This window comes from Sphingomonas sp. LaA6.9, from assembly GCF_022601895.1.
GTDB lineage: Bacteria > Pseudomonadota > Alphaproteobacteria > Sphingomonadales > Sphingomonadaceae > Sphingobium_A.
The window spans coordinates 1-19,070 of sequence record NZ_JAKVIO010000039.1; the positions used below are offsets into that span (position 1 = coordinate 1).

At 63.9% G+C, this 19,070-nt stretch carries 19 protein-coding genes; 3 read left to right on the forward strand and 16 right to left on the reverse strand.

The genetic code is table 11. The features are described 5' to 3' along the window. The 13 genes from MKI88_RS16790 to MKI88_RS16850 form a co-directional block, all read right to left on the reverse strand. Positions 1-1,013: NAD(P)-binding protein (locus MKI88_RS16790; protein ID WP_241632685.1), on the reverse strand; the 1,013-nt coding region annotated here is incomplete at its 3' end. A gap of 117 nt (positions 1,014-1,130) precedes the next feature. Continuing rightward, positions 1,131-3,113, reverse strand: coding sequence for a S9 family peptidase (locus tag MKI88_RS16795; RefSeq protein ID WP_241632687.1), 1,983 nt, complete (start codon positions 3,111-3,113; stop codon positions 1,131-1,133). Positions 3,114-3,186: 73 nt separating this feature from the next. Then, positions 3,187-3,567, reverse strand: coding sequence for a GFA family protein (locus MKI88_RS16800; protein ID WP_241632689.1), 381 nt, complete (start codon positions 3,565-3,567; stop codon positions 3,187-3,189). 31 nt (positions 3,568-3,598) lie between these two features. Next, a complete protein-coding gene (locus MKI88_RS16805) occupies positions 3,599-4,225 on the reverse strand; it encodes a DNA-3-methyladenine glycosylase (RefSeq protein ID WP_241632691.1) in 627 nt (208 codons plus the stop codon). Between the two features lie 97 nt (positions 4,226-4,322). Next, positions 4,323-6,653 carry a TonB-dependent receptor gene (locus MKI88_RS16810; RefSeq protein WP_241632692.1) on the reverse strand — a complete coding sequence of 777 codons (2,331 nt, stop codon included), beginning with the start codon at positions 6,651-6,653 and terminating at the stop codon, positions 4,323-4,325. A 290-nt stretch (positions 6,654-6,943) separates the two neighbouring features. Continuing rightward, positions 6,944-8,284, reverse strand: a complete 1,341-nt coding sequence (locus MKI88_RS16815) for a DUF1552 domain-containing protein (protein ID WP_241632693.1) — start codon at positions 8,282-8,284, stop codon at positions 6,944-6,946. Further along, positions 8,281-9,996: a DUF1592 domain-containing protein gene (locus MKI88_RS16820; protein WP_241632695.1), complete on the reverse strand. Its 1,716-nt coding sequence runs from the start codon at positions 9,994-9,996 to the stop codon at positions 8,281-8,283. Before MKI88_RS16820 ends, MKI88_RS16815 begins: the two co-directional genes overlap by 4 nt. Beyond that, positions 9,993-11,195 carry a hypothetical protein gene (locus MKI88_RS16825; protein WP_241632696.1) on the reverse strand — a complete coding sequence of 401 codons (1,203 nt, stop codon included), beginning with the start codon at positions 11,193-11,195 and terminating at the stop codon, positions 9,993-9,995. The genes MKI88_RS16820 and MKI88_RS16825 overlap by 4 nt, the downstream gene beginning before the upstream one ends. 56 nt (positions 11,196-11,251) lie before the next feature. Beyond that, entirely contained in the window at positions 11,252-12,061 is an 810-nt protein-coding gene (locus tag MKI88_RS16830; protein WP_241632697.1) for a hypothetical protein, read from the reverse strand. A gap of 16 nt (positions 12,062-12,077) precedes the next feature. Continuing rightward, entirely contained in the window at positions 12,078-12,542 is a 465-nt protein-coding gene (locus MKI88_RS16835; protein ID WP_241632698.1) for a cytochrome c, read from the reverse strand. A gap of 49 nt (positions 12,543-12,591) precedes the next feature. After that, the gene (locus MKI88_RS16840) at positions 12,592-13,266 is read right to left on the reverse strand and encodes a cytochrome b/b6 domain-containing protein (protein WP_241632699.1); all 675 of its coding nucleotides are present in this window, start codon (positions 13,264-13,266) and stop codon (positions 12,592-12,594) included. Between the two features lie 5 nt (positions 13,267-13,271). Beyond that, positions 13,272-13,622: a high-potential iron-sulfur protein gene (locus MKI88_RS16845; protein WP_241632701.1), complete on the reverse strand. Its 351-nt coding sequence runs from the start codon at positions 13,620-13,622 to the stop codon at positions 13,272-13,274. Positions 13,623-13,627: 5 nt separating this feature from the next. After that, positions 13,628-13,882, reverse strand: coding sequence for a hypothetical protein (locus MKI88_RS16850; protein WP_241632704.1), 255 nt, complete (start codon positions 13,880-13,882; stop codon positions 13,628-13,630). Between the two features lie 370 nt (positions 13,883-14,252). Between MKI88_RS16850 and MKI88_RS16855 the strand changes: the two genes are divergently transcribed. After that, positions 14,253-14,993 carry a response regulator gene (locus tag MKI88_RS16855; protein ID WP_241632706.1) on the forward strand — a complete coding sequence of 247 codons (741 nt, stop codon included), beginning with the start codon at positions 14,253-14,255 and terminating at the stop codon, positions 14,991-14,993. After that, positions 14,990-16,348, forward strand: a complete 1,359-nt coding sequence (locus MKI88_RS16860) for a HAMP domain-containing sensor histidine kinase (RefSeq protein ID WP_241632708.1) — start codon at positions 14,990-14,992, stop codon at positions 16,346-16,348. Before MKI88_RS16855 ends, MKI88_RS16860 begins: the two co-directional genes overlap by 4 nt. Before the next feature lie 12 nt (positions 16,349-16,360). On the opposite strand, the gene MKI88_RS16865 is transcribed toward MKI88_RS16860, so the two are convergent. From MKI88_RS16865 to MKI88_RS16875, 3 genes are all read right to left on the reverse strand, one after another. Further along, positions 16,361-17,383: an alpha/beta fold hydrolase gene (locus tag MKI88_RS16865; RefSeq protein ID WP_241632709.1), complete on the reverse strand. Its 1,023-nt coding sequence runs from the start codon at positions 17,381-17,383 to the stop codon at positions 16,361-16,363. Between the two features lie 42 nt (positions 17,384-17,425). Continuing rightward, positions 17,426-17,959, reverse strand: coding sequence for a DUF1097 domain-containing protein (locus tag MKI88_RS16870; RefSeq protein WP_241632711.1), 534 nt, complete (start codon positions 17,957-17,959; stop codon positions 17,426-17,428). 95 nt (positions 17,960-18,054) lie between these two features. Beyond that, on the reverse strand, positions 18,055-18,450 hold the full coding sequence (locus MKI88_RS16875; protein ID WP_241632713.1) for an Ohr family peroxiredoxin: 396 nt from the start codon (positions 18,448-18,450) through the stop codon (positions 18,055-18,057). A 141-nt stretch (positions 18,451-18,591) separates the two neighbouring features. On the opposite strand from MKI88_RS16875, the gene MKI88_RS16880 reads away from it, so the two are divergent. Then, complete coding sequence (locus tag MKI88_RS16880; RefSeq protein WP_241632714.1) at positions 18,592-19,056, forward strand: MarR family winged helix-turn-helix transcriptional regulator; 465 nt, start codon at positions 18,592-18,594, stop codon at positions 19,054-19,056. Positions 19,057-19,070: the final 14 nt, after the last annotated feature.

Here is a 19,070-nt window from a genome sequence, read left to right on the forward strand (position 1 = left end):
TTCTTGCGGAACCAGTCGGCGGGGGCAATGCGGTCGCGTTCGAGCCCGGTCGCTTCGGCATAGGCGGCCCAGCCCTTCATCAGGTGCGGGCCGTTGTTGCGCCCCGAGATCGGGGCAGCGGGCGAGACCTTCAGCGCTTTTTCGACCGCCTGATACGAGGCGTCGAGGCGCGCTTCGTTGATCGGCGCGCCGAGCGCATGCCAGGTCGCGAGCACGTCGTCGGCGAGCGGGTGGCTCCGCCCTTCCTCCTTCACGCGCAGGCAGATCCCGTTGTTGATGACGGTCGAGCCACCGACGCAGCGTCCCTGAAAGACAATTATGTCGCGGTCGCGCGTGGTCTGGATGGCACCGTCGACGAACAGCCGCGCGGCCATGCGCTTTTCCTCGTGCGTGATGCGTGCCGAGGGGTAATGCGGTCCCGCTTCGACGATCAGCACGCGGTAGCCCTGTCGCGCGAGTTCGGCGGCGGCGGTAGCGCCGCCAGCACCCGAGCCGATGACGATCACTTCTTCCTCGTCGGGCAGCGCGTCATGACCGACAAATGCCTCGTGCGTCAGGTCGTGGCCGGTGCGGACCTCGAGCTTCTGCTCGACCATGGCGCTGCGGTCGCGCAGCGCCGGAAGCGTGTAACCGATCGCCTCGAAAACGGGGTTGTCGGCATTGTCCTCCTGCGTGTTGCCCTGCCAGTGGCCGTAATAGCCGGCATAGATGATTCCGCGCAGCCGCGCGAAATCCTGCATCAGATCGTTCTTCGAGCGCTCGAGCCGGTTGCGCATCCGGCGCACGCGCGTGTCGACGCTGCCCCAGATGAAGAACGGGCCACCGAGCAGGACGCCGAGCAGCAACACGGTCAGCCCGATTTCGCGCGGCTTCTTGCCCGTGATGTTGCCGAACAGGTCCTGTAGATTTTCGACCACCTGTTGCGGGGTGATCGCCATGGGCTGGCCGTGGAAGAGAGCCTCGGCCATCTTGCGCAGAATCAGCGCCTGTATGCGGTTGAACGGACGTCGCATGCATTTCCCCCGAAGCTGCGACCCACGGGTAAATTCGTATTATTATGCGCGACATAGCACGGATCACGCCGTCCGCAAAAACGGACGGCGTGTTGCGGCCCCGGATGCCGCAAGATCCTATCTCAGCGCGGCCTCAAGTCCTGCCGTGAAGGCCGCGCCTTCGGGCACGGTAGCGCTCGAAGCCCCGAGAGTTGCGCCGATCGGCTCGGCACGGCCGCCGAGCCAGGTTTCAAGGAAATTCTCGGCAATCGCGTTGAATGCGATGTTGTTCTCGGGCCGCGCAAAGCCGTGCCCTTCATCGGGGAAGAGTACATAGGTGACGGGAATCCCCTTCGCCTTCATGGCCGCGACAATCTGATCCGATTCGGCCTGATTGACGCGCGGGTCGTTGGCACCCTGACCGATCAGAAGCGGCTTCACGATCCGGTCGGCCTGGTGGAGCGGTGAGCGTGCCTTGATGAGTGCCAGCCCCTCGGGCGTATTCGGGTTGCCCATGCGCTGGTGGAACTGTTCGCGCGCGGCTTCCCAATAGGGCGGGATGGTCTGGAGCAGCGTTTCGAGATTGGACGGGCCGACGATGTCGACGCCGCAGGCGAAGACGTCGGGCGTGAACGCAAGCCCGGCAAGCGTCGCATAGCCGCCATAGGAGCCGCCCATGATCGCGATCCTGTCCTTCTGCGCGATGCCCTGTCCGACGGCCCAGTCGACCGTGTCGATCAGATCGTCGTGCATCGCCGCACCCCATTGCAGGTCCGCGGCCGAGATGAAGCGCTTGCCGAACCCCGTCGACCCGCGAAAATTGACCGACAGCACCGCATAGCCGCGATTGGCCAGCCATTGATGATAGGGGTTGAAGGCGAAGCTGTCGCGCGCCCAAGGACCGCCATGGACGAGCAGCACCATCGGCACCGGTGCCTTTGGTCGGCCATCGCCGTCAGCATCGCTGCCGGGCGGGAGCGTCAGATAGGCGGTGAGGACCAGCCCGTCGCGCGCCGCGATTTCCAGTGCGTGCATTGGCGCGAGCGGGGCGTCGGCAAGCTCAGGGCGCGAAACATAGAGTTCCGTGAGCGCTCTCGTGGAGCGATCATAAAGATAGACGATGGGAACGGTCGCGACGGGATCGTGCGCGACGGTCCATTTGTCGTCGGCCTCGGTGCGCGACGTGACCGCGATCTCGCCGGGCAACCGTGACTGGAGGAAGGCAAGATCGTCGCCGATCGCGGGATCGATCGCGGTCCATTCGGTGGTGAGGTAGTTCGCCGCCCATGCCTCGACGACGCCTGTTTTGGGATTGGTCAGCACAGCGCCGATATCGGCGCGGTCGTGCGCGGCGATGATGTGCGCCTCGCCCGAGGCGACGTCCTGCGCGATCAGTGCGGCGGTGTCGCGTCCGCGGCTGTCGATCCAGTAGAGCGTGCTGCCATCGGCGGTGAATCCCGCGGGCTGGGTGGTGAGCGCATCCTCCAGCGTGGTCGCGGTGAAGGGTTCTTCCTCGATCACATTGTCGCTGACGCGGTGAAAGTCATAGCCGCCCGCCGCGTTGGGGGCGAGCGCCATGCGCAGCGTCAGCGTGTCGTCGGCGAGGAAGCCGGCCATGCCATCGCCATGAATGATGGTGCTGAGCGCGCCCGTATTGAGGTCGAGGCTGTGGACATCGTGCCAGTGCGGGTCGCGGTTGTTCAGCCCGATGAGGATGCGATCCCTGATCGTGTGCGAGATGCCGACGATCATGACGCGCGTATTCTCGAAAGGCGTCAGGCAGGTCTCGATGCCGCTTTCGACATCGACGCCATAGAGCAGGAAATTCTCGTCACCGCCCTTGTCCTGGACATAGAGCACCGAGCGGCTGTCGGGCGCCCAGAAATGTTCGCGGATGGGGCGGACCGTTTCGCGCGTGACCGCGCGGGCCTCGTCGAGCGCACCGGCCGGCGCGATCCAGATGTTGAGCACATCGTCGAGTGGCGCGATCCAGCTCAGCCAGTTGCCGTCGGGACTGAGCGTGCCCGCCATGCGGCTGGGATTGCCGAAGAACCTGGCGCGTTCGATGAGCGGGGCTGCGGCCTGTACGGCCTCGGCGGCGGGCGGGGAGAGCGTGGTCATATTCCAGCCAGATAGGAGCCGCATCGCCCCGGGCAAGTGGACGGCGCGCGGCTTGCTTGGAAATGCGGCGCCGCTACTGCGCGTTCTGCGGCAGCCCGTCGGCGATGTCGTAGTAATCGCCCTTGTCGACGACGAAGATGTGCATCGCCAGATGTGTGTCGGTAGGCGTGTCGAAGGCGCCCATCGCAACGGCAATGCTGTCCTTGAAGATCGGCTTCCAGAAGAGCGCGGAGCCGCATGTCGAGCAGAAGCCGCGTTTCACCTTTTCCGAGGACTGGAACCATGTCAGCGCGTCGGCGCCGTTCAGGCGCAGCCTTGATTCAGGCAAATCGGTCGATGCCCAGAAATGGCCCGAGGTCTTGCGGCACTGGCTACAATGGCAGGCATCGGGGCCGTGCAACTCCCCCTCGATCTCGAATGTCACTGCGCCGCAGAGGCATGATCCCTTGTGCATGTCCAGCTCCCGCATCCCGGCCGACCGTTCGTCAGACCGGCAGTCCCATGTCGGTATTGTAATGGTGCCACGTCATGATCGCGGCGGCGCCGCGGTGCGGGCGCCATTTCTCGGCGAGTTCACGGGTGAGCTTTTCGCTCGGACGTTCGGGCAGACCAAGGATGCGTCCGATCTCGATCTGCACGGCCAGATCGCCCGCGGGCCAGATATCGGGCCGGCCCTCTGCGAAGAGCAGGTAGATCTCTGCCGACCAGCGGCCGATCCCCTTGATCCTGACGAGCGCGTCGATCGCCTCCTCGTCATTGTCAGGCAGTGCGTGAAGGTCGAGTTCACCCGAGAGTACAAGCTCGGCGAGGCTGCGCGCATAACCCTGCTTCTGGCGCGACAGGCCGCAGGCGCGCAGCGCGTCGTAATCGTGCGAGAGGAGCGTGGCGGGATCGCAGCCGGCACCGAGTTGGGCTTCGAGCTTGTCCCACACCGCCTGCGCCGCTTTCACGCTGACCTGCTGGCCGACGATCGTGCGCAAAAGCGTCTGATAGCCGCGCGGGCGGATCCTTGGCTCAGGATAGCCGATCCGACCGAGTGCGGCGGCAAATCCCGGTTCGATCGCAGCGACGGCGTCGATCGAGGCGATGATCTGTTCCTGTGATAGTCCCATTTTGTTCTCATGCCGCAATCCGGATGGCTTGGCCAGCCCGAACAAAGAAGGGCAGACCGCGCAAGCGCAATCTGCCCTCAGGGGAGGAACTGTTCGGTCAGCGCGCGCCGAATGCGTAGCGCATGCTGAGTCCGAATTCTCTGGGCGGGGTCATCGAGGTGATGCCGACATAGGTGCTGGTGGCCGTCGCCCCTGCCGTCGTGCGGAAGGTGGGCGGCGTCAGTACCTGATAACCGGTGGTCTGGGGTGAGGACCGTGCCAGCGCCTTCTCCACGTTGAAGGCGTTTTTCACGAACAGCGAAATCTCCCATTGCCCTGCATGATCGCGCAGCCCCGTATAAAGGTTGAGCAGCCCGTAGCTGTCGACATTGTCGAAGCTGTTGGTCGGGTCAGCCTGTGAATTGCCGTAGAAACTGAACAGTCCGCGAAGATAGGCTTGGCTGATCGACGACAGGTCCATCCGGTATTCGGACTGCAGCGTAAAGCTGAACGGCGGCTGGAATGACGAGCGCTGCGTTGCCTGACAGGATGACAGGTTGTCCGACCCCACAGCCGCCTGTAACGCGGCGAGCGTCGGGGCCGTGCCAACGGGGTCGGGAACACCATCGCCGTTGAGATCGGTGCAAGGGATCAGGCCGTTCTTGATCTTGCCAAGCGAATAGCTGGCAACGGCGCCGATGTCCCAATTGTCCGATGCCGCATAACTGACATCGGCCTCGACCCCGTTCACCTTCACGGGAACCGCGGCGACGAAATTGAACTGGCTGACAGTGGGGGTGATGGTGACGACACCCCCCGTCACCGTTGCCGCGTAATTCACATAATAGACGCCCGTTGGCGAGCGATAGGGATAGTTCTCATAATCCTGATGATAAGCCGTGACGTTGAGGCGAAGCCGCTTGTCGAACAAGGTCGACTTGAAGCCGATTTCATAGGATTCCGACTTTTCCGGCGGCAGGTTCAGGAATGAATTTTCGAGTGCCGATTTCGCGACGCTGAAGTCGCCGACGACGTTGATGGGCGGACGCCACGAACTCCCCGTGGCCGCGTAAATCATCAGATCATCGCTGAAATTATGCTTGATCGATGCGGTGTAGATGATCGTGTCCTCGTCCACCGTGGGATCCGGAGTGGCTCCCCGGTTGGCGATGTTGAGGCTGCCCTCGTTATGATAGTCGATGTAACGCAGGCCGCCGGAAATCTCGGTCCGATCGCCAATCTGTGCGGTGAGATTCCCGAAGAATGACTGCTCGTGCGACTTGCCCGTTCTTGCGACGGGTGTCTGGGCGACCGTGACGATCCGACCTCCCAGAAACGGCGGCAGCGCGACCGGCGTTTCATTGACAAGATCACTTGGTGAGTTGGTCTTGTTGTCGAAAAAGCCCACCACATAGTCGAACAGGTCGAACAGCCGTTCCTCGTTCTGGATGCGGATTTCGTGCGACGTCGCCCTGGCGTGGGTTTCCAGCACCTGCCCGAACTCGAAATCGGGGAAGAAATTCGCCTGATCCTGTGGCGAGTAGGCGTTCAGATCGAGCGTATAGTGCTGGCCGACATAGATCAGCCGCTGTCCGGCAAGTGCCAGCTGCGCCTGCCAGTTGTAGACGTCCATCTCCTGATGAACCGAACGTGGCGCATCGAGAATCGACAGGCGGTCCTTCGCACGAATGAGGACCGGGCTGGGAGCGGCGGCCGGATTGGTGAGGCTGAACGATTCAACCTGGTCATAGGCCCGCAGCACCTTGTCCATCTTCTGATAGCTGCCCTCCAGCGACAGGGCATCGAATGGCTCGATCTTTGCGGATATGCGGCCGCCCTTTGTGCGCTGATAAGGATCGCGCCGGTCGATACCGCCATTGATCGTTCTGACGCGATCGACGTCATTTTCGTCCCACACGCCTGCGACGCGAATTGCGGCGACGCCTTCGATGATCGGGATGCCGAAGCCGCCATTCAGGTTGATGGTGCCGATATCGTTGCCGGTGGCGCTGACATAGCCGCCGATGTCGAAAAGGTCGGGCTTGCGCGTCGTCACGGTGATCGAACCCGAGGGCGCGGCGCGCCCACGCAACGTACCCTGCGGCCCACGCAGCACCTCGACCTGCCCGATGTCGTACATGGCCTGCAGCACAAGCCCGGCCTGGATGGGTGCGTCGTTCTGGTAGAACTCGACCGTCGGGTTGAATCCGCTTGCATTGACGTCGAAATTGACGCCGCGGAGCGACGCATTTCCGCCCGTACCGTTGGAGACGTTGCTCAGGCTGAGGCCCGGAACGAGATTCTGCACGTCATTGAAGTTGCGCAGGTTCAGCTTCTCGATGTCCTCTCCGGTCACCGCATTGACCACCAGCGGTACGTCCTGCGCACTCTCATCCCTGCGGCGCGCGGTGACGATGATGTCGTTGGAGGCGGCTTCATTCCCGGCCATCGCCGATGAACTGGCATCCTGAGCAAGAGCCGGAATCGAAAATGACGAAGCGCCGACACATAAAAATGAAAGAAAATATCTTTTATTCATGCCACATTTCCCCTCTCGTTTATAATTATAATGTGATTTAAAGCCGTTCATCGATCAGCGAAATCATGACAAAAGATCATCGCTAACTGTGTTACGTGCGAGCAATCTCAAATTTTATTGTGAGTTAAGCTGAAATCGACTAATAATGGTCGCAAACTACTGCATTGCCGGACCCTTTTCGCCAGGGCTGGCGGGTGGATTCAAACGAGCAATTCCCTGATCGCCTTGTTCGTCTCCAGGCTTTCGGTGCCCCAACGGTCGACCGACACGCCCATGACCTGCTGCAAGGTCAGACCCACACGGCTGACGGGGGTTCCTTCGCCCGCAATGTGCAGCCCGGTGCGGATGCGACCGCCGCCCGAGCCCGCGGTCATCATCGGGATGTTGTCGACGGTGTGGAACTTGGCGAACTCGGTCTCGCTGTGCGCAAAGACCAGACTGTTGTCGAGCAGCGTGCGGTCGCCCTCCTTCACCGAGTCCAGCGCCTTGATGAAATAGACCCAGGCTTCCATGCACTTGTTGACGAAGAAGGTCGCCTCCGGCTGGTAGCCGAGGCGGTTGTCGAGCACCTCCTCATGGGTCAGCTGGTGGTGCGTGATCGTGCTGCCGATCCGCGTGAGCGACGATGCGCCATTGTTGAAATTCATGTTGAAGACGCGCGTATTGTCGCAGGCCATTGCCATGACGAGGAGGTCCGCCATGATCTCGTGGTTGCGCATCACATTCTCGATCTCGGCATTGACGGGCAGTTCGGGCACCTTGCCCGGCACGACGCAGCCCTGCATCGGTTCGGGTTTGGTGAGCTGGACGTCGAGCTGCTTTTCGAGCTGGCGGAGCGAAGTGAAATACTGGTCGAGCCTTTGCTTGTCGGCCGCCCCCAGCCGCGTTTCGATCGCCTGACGTTGCTCGGTGACGCCCGAAAGCACGCTGCGGCGCGCCAGCACCGCGGGGTCCGGCGTGAAGTTCGCGCTGTTGGGATCTCGAAAACCGGGGCCGAAGAGCCGCGTGTAGAGCGCAGCGGGCGAGACTTCGGCGGGATTGAGATTGCCGTTGCCGCGCCCCGAAAGCGAGTTGCGCGGATCGCCAGTTGCCGAAATCTCGAGCGAGCGGAAGCGCGTGCGCGTGCCGATGACATCGCCGATCGCGACGTCGAAAGAGGTTCCGGGAAGGCCGCGATCGGCGGCGATCGCCATGCCCGTGCGGATGCCGATGCCACCGCTGATGTGCGGCAGGTTGGGCTTGCCGTCGAGCGGCAGGGTGAAGTCGCCGAGGATGTTGACCTTGTGCCTGAGCGGCTCGATCGCAGCGAGCTCCTCCTTGAGATCATAGTCGGCGCCGATCTTGTTGGGGAACCATCGCGGCGGGTTGACGCCGAGACCCCAGAACCAGGTGCCGAAACGGACGGGCACCGGCGCCCCCGTTGCGGCCATCGCCTCGCCGTTGACGTCGAGGAAGATGTCGAGAAGCGGCAGGCCGATGGCGACCGCCATTCCGTTGACGGCACCCCTGAGCGCGGTCCTGCGATCGAGCGTGAAGGTCATGGTTTTGCTCCCGTCTTGCTACGGTGGGGGGACATCATTGCGATCGTTGTGCTGCCGATCGGGCCGGACATGATCCGATAGGCTTCGGGCATGGTCGCGACGCGCAGGAACAGCGCCTGGATACGATAGCCGTCGGCGGCGAAGCCCTGTTCGATCGTGCCGGCGAGTGCGCCCTCGTCTTCGGGCACGCGTCCGGTGGCATATTCGAAGGCCCGACCCGCCACGCATTCGGTGGTGGACTTGCTCGCGGCCATCGCCTTGCCGAGGCCGGAATTGCCCTGGAACTCGGTGCCCTCGAACACGCCGCCAGTATCGATCACGGCGCCATTCTCTCTCGCGCGCGCCGCGCCGATGCCGTCGAAGCGTTCAAGGGGAAGACCAAGCGGGTCGGTTATCTTGTGACAGGCAGCGCAAACAGGATCGGTGTTGTGCGCATTCAGCCGCATCCGTGCGGTGGGCATTGCCTTGCTGTGGACGTCCTGGACGGCGGTGAAGTTCACATTGCCGGGGGGATTGGGAACCGGCTGGCAGAGCAGCAGCTCACGGATCGCGCGCCCGCGCAGCGTCGGGGAGCTGCGTCCCGAATGCGAATAGAGCGCAAGGAATCCCGCCTGACCGAGCAGGCCGGCGCGATCGTCATCGGCGTCCAGCTCAAGCGGTACCCAGCCCTGCGACGCGCTGACCTTGGTCTGGTAAAGCGGCCCCAGCGCACGGTTGATGAATGTCTTGCGCGTGGTGAACAGGTCGCGATAGTCGCCCTGTCGTGTCACCAGATGATCGACCACCGTGCGCAGCATCTGTTCTGGCATCGCGGCCGCGACGTCGGCGTTGAAGCGCGGATAGACGACCTGATCCTTCGCCATCTCCTCGAACTTTTCGAACAGCAGCATGTCCGCGAAAAAGGCGCGGACCCCTTCCTCCAGTCGCGGCGAGTGCACCATGCGTTCGGCGATCGCGGCAAGTCCGGCCTGATCGGCAAGGCGGCCCTCTGCGGCCGTTTGGAGCAGCGCCTCATTGGGTGTCGTGTTCCACAGCAGGAAGCTCAGCCGCGCGGCGCGCGAATAATTGTCGAGCCGAAAACTGCCCGGACTTGTCGGATCGGGTTCGGAGCTTTCGATGACGTAAAGGAAATTGGGCGAGACGAGCATGGCGGCGAGCGCGAGCTCAAGCCCCTTGTGGAACGAGCCGGCGGGGGCAACAGCATCGCCCGCCATCTTCACATAGCCCGCGACCTCGCATTCAGTGAGGGGGCGGCGGAACAGGTAGCGCCCAATCGGGACGAGCACCCGGGCGGCACAATCGGGATCGGGCGCGGCCGCGTCGCGCGGGGTGCACGCCATGAATTGCGCGCGATTGTCCTCCGCAAAAACCTGCGCGGCGATGTTGCGCGCCATGGAATCGAATTGCTCGAGACCGGCAGGCGAGATCGTGGAGGCTGCCGCGCCCGTCGCGATCAGCTCATGGACGGGACGCACGATCGGCTCGAAGCGGCCGGCGACCTTGATGTCCGGACCGAAGATGTCCGCGATGCTGTTGCGATACTGCGCCTCGGTCAGCCGGCGCATCGCGACGATCTGATTGAGCGGATCCCTGAGCGCTCCGAGCGAGGGCTCGGCAGCTGCGCCTTGCGGGGTGCGCTCGGCGGTACAGGCGGCCAGCGCGAACGGGATGAGCAACGCGCAGCGCGCGCGTCTGAAGCGTGCGAGAGTCATTTGTGCGCCACCTTCGCTTCGGGCAGCCGGTCATTGACGAAGGCGGGCACCGCCGTCGCCTCCAGTCCGCTGGAAATCGTCGTGCACTGGCCGGTGCGCGGATCGCGGTCGCCATCGGCCAACTTGCGGAGCGCCGCGTACATCGCCGCGCAGTCATAGCCCGCGGTCGTCGCCGCGCCTTCGCCACCGATCGAGGCGCTGGCCATCACATTCCAGAAAGGCTGATAGCCGCCGACCAGCCCCTTGAGCGTCCCGTCGGGCTGGAAGGCGAGGCGAAGCCGGCCGCGCCGCAGATCCCATTCGGTGCGCATGCCCCTTATGTCGCGCGCCGATCCCTGTCCCCAGGTCTGCCGCAGACGGATATCGGCGGGGTCCGTCATCAGCACGCCGTCCACGATCCGGCCGCGCAGCACGTTGCGATGCCGGGCATTTTCGGTGACGGTATAGCTGGCGCCATCGACGAACTTCTGGCCCGAATCCACGATCGCGCGATCCTCGCTATTGGCATAGATCACCTCGACATCGGGATCGTCGGCCAGGCTGTCGACGCCGCGCAGCAGAAGCACCTGCGTATGCTCGCCGCTCACCAGGAACTGGTCGAGGCCGCGGACGATATCTCCGCCCATGCCGTCGACCCCGCGCCAGGTGCGCACGCAGCCCATGGCGCGCCACATCTGATTGTCGATCCCAGCTTCGCCCGCGGGGCTGGTGAAATTGTCATGCGCGCAGCCTTCCGCGCTCGCGCCGCTATTGCCCGTGTCGTCATCGAGGTTCAGCCCATGCGCCACCTTGCCCTGCACCGTGCGCTGCGGCGGGCGATCGAACTTGTCGGGATGCGAGCAGATGTTGAGGCCGTCGGGGCCGAATGCGGTGAGCTGCCATCTGCCGGTCAGCTCCTTCTCATTCGCCTTTTCGAGCAACCGCGAGCGTTCGGGGGGCGCGACCGTCTGCAGGTAATTTTCGCGCAGCGTACCGGCGAGACCTTCCGGACAATCCCCTTCGCCCTGATGAACGGCGGGAGCAAAATGGGTGACGATGAACCCCATTTCGCCATTGGCGGGCGGTGCGGGCAAGGCCGGAGCGGCGGCGCGCGCCGGCGTCTCCAGTTCGCTGCCGCCCGATCCCATCATCAGCGCGACGGCCGCTACCGGGAACGCGACAAGCGCGATTGCCCAATGCTGTTTCCTTCGCCGTTGCATCTCGTGCCATCCTTTCAGTTTCGGTCGCCGCTCCGGCGCTGTTCTGCGGTGGTGCCTCAGGGATTGAGCAAGACGCCCCCGGCCGGGATATCGGCGGGGTTGCTGCCCTTGATCTGGTAGACGGGCTTGCCGCGATAGACCCATTGCGCGTGATCCTCGCCCTGCTTCACCGCCCATTCGCCTGTGCCGCGGCGCGCCATTCCCGACGCGAAGACCTGCCACCCCGCGCATGCGTCCACGCAGGTCTTCGCCCTGGGGCTGAAGAGCAGGTTGCCCCGCGTATCGGCGAGCACATAGGCCCCGTCGAGAAGACGCGCCTCGACATTGGGGGGGGCGCTGAGCTCGGGTGCCGGGGGCACATATTTCAGCGTGTTCCAAGTATAGCCGTCATCGCCGTCATGCGCGACCGAGCCCGGCCGGTCACCCTTGCGCGTGAAGACCAAGTGGACGCCCTTATAGACCCACTGCGGCCCGCCGGGGCCCTGGACCGCTGCCCAGTCGCCCGCGTCCTTGTCTGGCGCATCGCTTGCTTCAGGCTTGCGGCGGCCGCCGAACATTGCGGGAATTTCCATCGACGGCGATCCGGCGGGGGCAAGCAGCGGCTCCCATTGATCGCGGCACGCGTCCGAGCAGAAGGCGAAGGGCCGGCCCGTGCGTCCGGAAACCGCGCGGACATCCATGCCGTAAAGCGTCAGGCCACGGCGATCCACATAGACCTTGCCGCCCTCCACACGCTTGACTGACACACCTTCCGGGAAGCGATCCGACGCGGCCGCGGGAATATCCATATCCGATGCCTGTGCCAGAAGTTCGCCGGGCAGCGTGGCCACAGCGATCGCCAGCAGACAGGTTTGCAAAGCCTTCACCGCGCGCCTCCTTTGCTCAGGGTTCGACACGGAAACTGCGGTGACAGGTGGTGCAGCTCTGCCCCAGCGCCTTGGCCTGTGCGCGCATCTTCGCGACATCGCCGCTGCCCGCGACGGTGGCGAAGGCGTTGGCCTGTTTCGCAAAGCCGTCCTGCGCGGCCTTGAATGCTGCTGCCTGCGTCCAGATTTCGGGCTTGGCTGCGGTCTTCACCCCCGGCTTCGGCCCGCTGCCAGCGGGAAACCAGCCATAATGCTGGCGCGCATAGTCCCTGATCTGGCGCGCCGAAATCTGGATGACATAGGTCTGGGGCGAGCCCGATCGCAGTTCGTCGTTGATGTTCTTGAACGCGGCACCGACTTCGCGAAATCCGGCAATGCGCGTCGCCACGATATTGGCTGGCGCGGCGAGCAAGGGCACCCCCACCCCGCACGCCATGGCGAGCGCGGCCGCAGTCCAACCTGTTATACTTCTCGCAACCATTCCCGAACTTTCCTCTTTGCTTGTCCTGTCCGTTTTCGATCGCGCCGCCCTAGAAATACGGCTCCGCGAAGACCCACCAGGAAATGGCGCCCGACAGCATCAGGGCGCACAACAGCTGGACGACACCCGCGCGGCGAACGGTGACGGGTGTGTGGGCTCCGGGCGGCTTCCTGCGGCCCGTGACCATTGCACCGACCAGATTCTGCCGCCTTACGATCAGGTGGAAGATGATCGCGACGATGTGCAGCAGGATCAGCGCGATCAATATGTTGAAGCTGATGTCGTGGACCGCCGAGGCGAGGCGCCCCTGATCGAAATCGACGAGATAGGAGAGGGGGCCGGACTCGATCCCGTCCACATCGACCGCGAACAGTCCGGTCACGACCTGCGCGCCGAGCGCAAGCAGCATCGCGACGACGCTCCATCCGCCGAGCGGATTATGGCCGACGTCCGAGGCCGGGCCATATTCGCCCCGGCTACGGACATAGGTCCAGATCGCGCGCGGGCCCTTGATGAAATGACGAAAACGCGCGGTGTCGGAGCCGATGGCGCCCCACAGCAGCCGGAAGAGCAGGAGGAAGAGCACGGCCTGTCCCGACAGACGATGCCAGTCCATCTGGTGGTTCTCGGCGCTCCACCACGAAAAGGCCAGCAGCGCGACCAGCGACCAGTGGAAAATGCGGATCGGGACATCCCAGACATATTGGTGGTGGGCATCGGACATCGCGATCAGCCCTTTGCCGCCCAGGAATCGCAGACCCCGTCAGCGGGCACGATGCCGCCGCTCAGCAGCGCGCACTTGCCACAGCCGGTGCCCGCGGCAGTGAAGAAGGCGCAGGCGCTGCACTTCTTCTTTGGATCGGCCGAGGGAAGCCTGAAGCCCAGTGACTTGCGCATGCTCTTCTGCGCGGCGGAGAGCGTGTCCTGATTGACGCATGCCTGCGCGCGCGCCGCCTCGGTGACCATCGCCAGGCCCAACGGCGCACAGGCGAACAGCGCAAGCAGCGTCCGGCGCGAATGTCCCCGGTCCGATGCTGGCAAAGCTGCGTTTCCGCCGACGGATTGCTGATGGTCTGTCATGCTGATTACTTGACCGGCACTTTCGCAAGCTCGACGTCGATCTTTGCGAGCACCTCATCGCTGAGCTCCTGGGGCGCATAGCCCTGCAGCGCCTTGAGCGGCATTGGGGCTACTGCGTCGATCTGCGAGCTGGACGTGATCCGCGGCGCGTGTTTCGCGATGATCGCGCGCGCCGCAGGATTGGCGAGCAGTTCGCCGATCGGCGTCTCGGCGGTCGAATATCTTGCGGCCTGTTGCTGCGACGGGGTTTGCTGAGCCACCGCTGGCCCCGCGAAGCAGGCCGTCAAAATTGCTGCGAAAACGAGCGCGCGCATATCGTCTCCCAAGGATCTGTGATGATCGGGTGAGAGCGGTGCCGCGCTGCCCGATGCTGTTATTGGCTCGAGGCAAAATCTAGCAGCTAAGTGCCGGATTCGTTTGTCTCCCCCGACAAGAATCCACCGTCTTTGACGGAGCGCCGGAAAGGCCGGTAATCGGGGAAGAAAGCCCAGATACGTTCGTCGATATCGCGCGCCGGAGTGGCGATACCGGGTCGATTGTGTCAGCACTGACAAAGACGGACAAACCAGCGCCATCAAAATGGCTATCATGGCGCAATGGAGAGAGGCACTTGCGAGCTGAGCGATGCAGATGAACGTCACGCTGAACGCTGACGAGCAGGAGCCCGGCCAGCTCAGCATTCTGGTTGTCGACGACGATCCTTCATTGAGGTCGCTCGTGCGCGATTTTCTCGTTGCACAGGGCTATGCGGTGCACGAGGCCGAGGATGGCCCGTCGATGCGCCGGGTCATGGCACAGTCGGAGGTTCACATCGTCATCCTCGATGTGATGATGCCGGGCGAGGATGGCCTGTCCATTGCCCGCTCGCTGGCGCAGCAGGGCGATGTGGGGGTCATCATGGTTTCCGCGCTCGGCAGCGAGACCGACCGGATCATCGGCCTGGAAGTGGGCGCCGACGACTATTTGCCGAAACCGATATCGCCGCGCGAACTACTCGCGCGAATTCGTGCGCTGCAGCGGCGGCGGCGGCCTTCGTCGGGCGCGCAGTCGGGCACCGCCCAATTCTGCTTCGAAGGCTGGCGGCTGGACCCGATCCGGCGCGTGCTGCGCGATCCCGGCGGGGTGATCATCAGCCTGTCCGAGGGCGAGTTCGGACTGCTGCTCACGCTGGTGGAGCGACCCCAAAGGGTGCTCAGTCGTGACCAGCTTCTCGAACTGTCGCGAGGCCAGGATTCGGAGGCGTTCGACCGGGCGATCGACACGCAGGTCAGCCGCTTGCGGCGCAAGCTTGCGACGCGCATGCGGGGCGAGATCATCCGCACGATCCGCAGCGAAGGCTATATGTTCCTGCCACCGGTGACGCGCGGATGACGGGCCGGGCGGGCGGGTGGCTCGAGCGCACGCTGCTGTGGATGAACTCGATCCAGGTATATATCCTGGCGCTCGTCCTTGGTGCGATCGTGGTGCTTACCGCACTGAGCCTGTCCATCATGTCTTACGTGACGCCGGAAGTTGGCGCGCCGGTTTCGGTCTATGAGATGTCGCGCATGGTTCGGGGGCAGCCGCTGGCGCAGGACATGTCTTCGATCCGTTCGCGAACCCAGGTCGCCGAGCCGCGGCCATCGGACGATAATGCCGAAAGGCTGATCGCCGCCGCACTGGCGCGTCGGCTCGGCGTGTCTGGCGGTGACGTTCGCGTCTATCTCAACGATGGGGATCGCGCTCGTCACGACCTGATAGCGCGCGAGATGGCATTATATGGCGGGGAAGGCGCCGCCGATCCGGTCGTGCTGGGCAGTTTCACCATCGCGGTCAGAACATCGCCGGGGCAGTGGCGGACGATCACGCGCGAGGCGCGCAATCCCGATACTCTCTGGCAGCATATCGGCCGCAATTCGGTCCCGATCGGGTTGCTCGTGATCCTTCCCCTGAGCTTGTGGGTCAGCGCGCTGCTGACGCGTCCCATCCGCGCCTTCGCCGCTTCGGCCGAAAGGCTTGGCGCGGGGATCGAGGAAAGCCCGGTGCGGGTGGAGGGGCCGACCGAAATCCGCATGGCAGCGCGTTCGCTCAATGAGATGCAGTCGCGCATCGCGCGCTACATCCGCGAGCGGACCTCGGTGGTCGGCGCGATTGCCCATGATCTTCGGACGCCGTTGTCGCGGCTCCACTTCCATCTCGCCTCGGCACCGGAGCATGTGCGAAAGGCGGCGGAGGAGGAAATCCGACAGATGGAACAACTCATCGGTACCACGCTCGATTTCGTCGACAATGAAAGCCGGCCGCGGGTGATGGAGCCATTGGACCTCGGCTTGCTGGTCGAAGGACTGGCCGACGACTTTGCCGACATGGGCAAGGACGTCGCCATCGCCGATGCCCAACCGGTCACGATCGCGGGCGACGTGATCCTGCTCAAGCGGCTGTTCACCAACCTCATCGACAATGCCGTGAAATATGGCGGTAGCGCCAGAATTTCGGTGCGACGCGAGGGCCCGACCGCGATCGTCGAGGTCGCGGATAATGGCCCCGGCATGACAGACGCACAGATCGCGCGCGCGTTCGAACCCTTTTTTCGCGGAGAACCCTCACGCAATCCCAGGACGGGCGGCGTGGGGCTCGGCCTGTCGATCGTGCAGTCCGCGACCGAGGCTCATGGCGGGTCGGTCACGCTGCAACAGCGGGCGGGTGGCGGCCTGAGCGCTCGGGTTGCGTTGCCGCTTTCGGATTGACGTTCCAGCGCGTCAGTAGCCCGCGACGTCGATTACGGCCTGGGCGAAATCGCGGGGGGCTTCCTGCGGGAGGTTATGGCCGATGCCGCCCGTGACAAGCCGATGGGCGTATTTGCCCGAAAATTTCTTTGCATAGGCCGCGGGATCGGGATGCGGCGCGCCATTGGCATCGCCCTCTAGCGTGATCGTCGGAACGGAAATGACGGGCGCGACGGCAAGCCGCTTTTCCAGCGCGTCATATTCGGCTTCACCCGCTTCGAGACCGAGGCGCCAGCGGTAATTATGGATGACGATCGCGACATGATCGGGGTTGTCGAACGCCTGTGCCGAGCGGTCGAACGTCGCGTCGTCGAACGCCCATCTGGGCGAGGCGGTCTGCCAGATGAGCCGCGCAAAATCGCGGCGGTTGCGATCATAGCCGACGCGGCCGCGTTCGGTCGCGAAATAGAACTGGTACCACCAGGAAAGCTCCGCCCTCGGGGGCAGGGGCGCCTGATTGGCTTGCTGGCTGCCGATCAGATAGCCGCTCACCGAGACCATCGCCTGACAGCGTTCCGGCCAGAGCGCGGCGACGATGTTGGCGGTGCGCGCACCCCAGTCGCAGCCGCCGATGATCGCGCTACGAATATGGAGCGCGTCCATCAACGCGATGACGTCCGATGCGAGCGCCGATTGCTGCCCGTTGCGCATCGTCGCATCGGACAGGAACCGTGTCGTGCCATAGCCGCGCAGATAGGGGATGATCACGCGGTAACCCGCCGCAGCGAGCAGCGGCGCGACATCGACATAGGTGTGAATGTCGTATGGCCAGCCGTGGAGCAGGATTACGGGGCGGCCCGTCGGCGGGCCCGCCTCGGCATAGGCGATGCTGAGCTTCCCCGCCGTGACCTGCTTGAGCGACGCGAAGCCGGCAGGGGCGGGTGCTGCGGCGGCGTGCAGGGGCCCGGCGGAGGCCGCGACCAGCGTTGCGGCGGCAGCGGCGAGGAAGCGCCGGCGCTGCGGATCGAAAAGGCCGTTGTTCATGTCGTACTGCATCACATGTCCTTTCAGAATCCGCACTTCACATCGGGATTGGTGTCAGGGGCGATCGCCCCGTTCGAGCCTCGCCTGGAGCAGGCCGGCGAGTGCCGCTGAACCCGCGCCGATGATACCGGCCGTGGCAAGAACCGCGAAGCTCGCGCCCGCGGGGGGCAGGGCGGAGTAGAAGAAGCTCGTCAGTCCCAGGAAATAGGCAAGCGCATTGTTGAACGGCGCCATCTTTCTGAGGCTCAGGACAAGCACGACGATGCCGGTGACGGCAAGCGGCGTGGCGGCCGATCCGAGTGCGGGTGTGAGGAGGTTGATGACGAGCGCGGTGCCGATCCCGAAGGCCACCCCGAGCACGAATGACGCAATGTCGGCGACGCCCTGCCGCATGGTCGTGCCGCTGATGGCAAAGGCGATCCAGCCCAGAAACATCGCGGGTGCGGCCAGGGAAACGGTGAAGGTGCCGAAGGTGGCGAGGCCGGCCACGACCGCGACGGCGAGCGTGGCGGCGTGAAAGCGGAGCGGCAACGCAGAGGCGAACGAGGGCGGGACAGTTGCGGGAAGGGCGCGCGGACGAGTGCTCATGGCGGGTTCCATCATTTTGGGGGGGACGGCGGGGTATCGGGAGGGGATGCGGATCGGGGGCAGAGGGGACGAAGCCACCCGATCCGCAACGCTGGTCAGACGACGTTGGTCGTGACGTCGATATTGCCGTGGACCGCCTTCGAATATGGGCAGATCGTGTGCGCCGCATCGGCCAGTTCGCGCACGACCTCCTGGTCGAGACCGATCACGCTGACATCGAGGCGCGCGCGCAGGAAATAGCCATTGTCGCCGTGAGCGAGGTCAATCTGGGCATCGACCACCGGATGGTTCGGCAGCGTGATTTTCCGCGCGGCGGCCGAAATCTCGATCGCGCCGATATAGCATGCCGACCAGGCGGCAGCGAAAAGCACTTCCGCCGTCGGGTGCGGCTCGGGGAGCTTGATTTCGAAACTGCCATCGCTGCTGCGCGCGCCGCCATTGGGGCCGCTGGTGGTGCGGGTCTTGCCGGTGAAGAAAACCTTGTCAGTCATGGGAGATCCTTCTTTGGTAATCGCATCCGATTAAATCGGATGCGAGTCAAATAGACTCGCGCATTGACGTTGTCAACATCTTCCGATTTAATCGGACGCGATCTATATGGATGCGATCCCGTCACGACATGCAGGAAACCAATGATGACCACCCAGCCGCCTCCAGCCAGCGACGCGCCAAAACTCGCTGATTTTCTGTGTTTTTCGATCTATTCTGCCAATCTTGCCTTTGGCCGCGCGTATAAGCCGATCCTCGAGGAGCTCGGCGTGACCTATACGCAGTGGATCGTCATCGTCGCGCTCTGGGAGGAGGATAACCAGAACGTCAAAGCGCTTGGCGAAAAGCTTTTCCTCGAATCGAACACGCTCACGCCGATCCTCAAGAAGCTCGAGGAACTGGGCTATCTCCGCAGGCAGCGCGATCCCGCCGACGAGCGTCAGGTCATGATCAGCCTTACCGAGGCCGGTCGGCATCTCAGGGAAAAGGGCGCGCAGCGAACGCTGGTCGCTGCGTCGGGTCTGGCTCCGAACGAATTCGATCAGGTGCAGAAGACCGTCGCCCGACTCAGGGACAATCTGCTCGAACACGCCCGGCACCAAAGCTGATTGCCTGGCGATTG

Bases quoted from the DNA above. Each gene is read 5' to 3' on its own strand.
- MKI88_RS16795 (WP_241632687.1), bottom strand. From the start codon at position 3,113: ATGACCACGCTCTCCCCGCCCGCCGCCGAGGCCGTACAGGCCGCAGCC.
- MKI88_RS16800 (WP_241632689.1), bottom strand. From the start codon at position 3,567: ATGCACAAGGGATCATGCCTCTGCGGCGCAGTGACATTCGAGATCGAG.
- MKI88_RS16805 (WP_241632691.1), bottom strand. From the start codon at position 4,225: ATGGGACTATCACAGGAACAGATCATCGCCTCGATCGACGCCGTCGCT.
- MKI88_RS16810 (WP_241632692.1), bottom strand. From the start codon at position 6,653: ATGGCCGGGAATGAAGCCGCCTCCAACGACATCATCGTCACCGCGCGC.
- MKI88_RS16815 (WP_241632693.1), bottom strand. From the start codon at position 8,284: ATGACCTTCACGCTCGATCGCAGGACCGCGCTCAGGGGTGCCGTCAAC.
- MKI88_RS16820 (WP_241632695.1), bottom strand. From the start codon at position 9,996: ATGACTCTCGCACGCTTCAGACGCGCGCGCTGCGCGTTGCTCATCCCG.
- MKI88_RS16825 (WP_241632696.1), bottom strand. From the start codon at position 11,195: ATGCAACGGCGAAGGAAACAGCATTGGGCAATCGCGCTTGTCGCGTTC.
- MKI88_RS16835 (WP_241632698.1), bottom strand. From the start codon at position 12,542: ATGGTTGCGAGAAGTATAACAGGTTGGACTGCGGCCGCGCTCGCCATG.
- MKI88_RS16840 (WP_241632699.1), bottom strand. From the start codon at position 13,266: ATGTCCGATGCCCACCACCAATATGTCTGGGATGTCCCGATCCGCATT.
- MKI88_RS16845 (WP_241632701.1), bottom strand. From the start codon at position 13,622: ATGACAGACCATCAGCAATCCGTCGGCGGAAACGCAGCTTTGCCAGCA.
- MKI88_RS16855 (WP_241632706.1), top strand. From the start codon at position 14,253: ATGAACGTCACGCTGAACGCTGACGAGCAGGAGCCCGGCCAGCTCAGC.
- MKI88_RS16860 (WP_241632708.1), top strand. From the start codon at position 14,990: ATGACGGGCCGGGCGGGCGGGTGGCTCGAGCGCACGCTGCTGTGGATG.
- MKI88_RS16865 (WP_241632709.1), bottom strand. From the start codon at position 17,383: ATGCAGTACGACATGAACAACGGCCTTTTCGATCCGCAGCGCCGGCGC.
- MKI88_RS16870 (WP_241632711.1), bottom strand. From the start codon at position 17,959: ATGAGCACTCGTCCGCGCGCCCTTCCCGCAACTGTCCCGCCCTCGTTC.
- MKI88_RS16875 (WP_241632713.1), bottom strand. From the start codon at position 18,450: ATGACTGACAAGGTTTTCTTCACCGGCAAGACCCGCACCACCAGCGGC.
- MKI88_RS16880 (WP_241632714.1), top strand. From the start codon at position 18,592: ATGATGACCACCCAGCCGCCTCCAGCCAGCGACGCGCCAAAACTCGCT.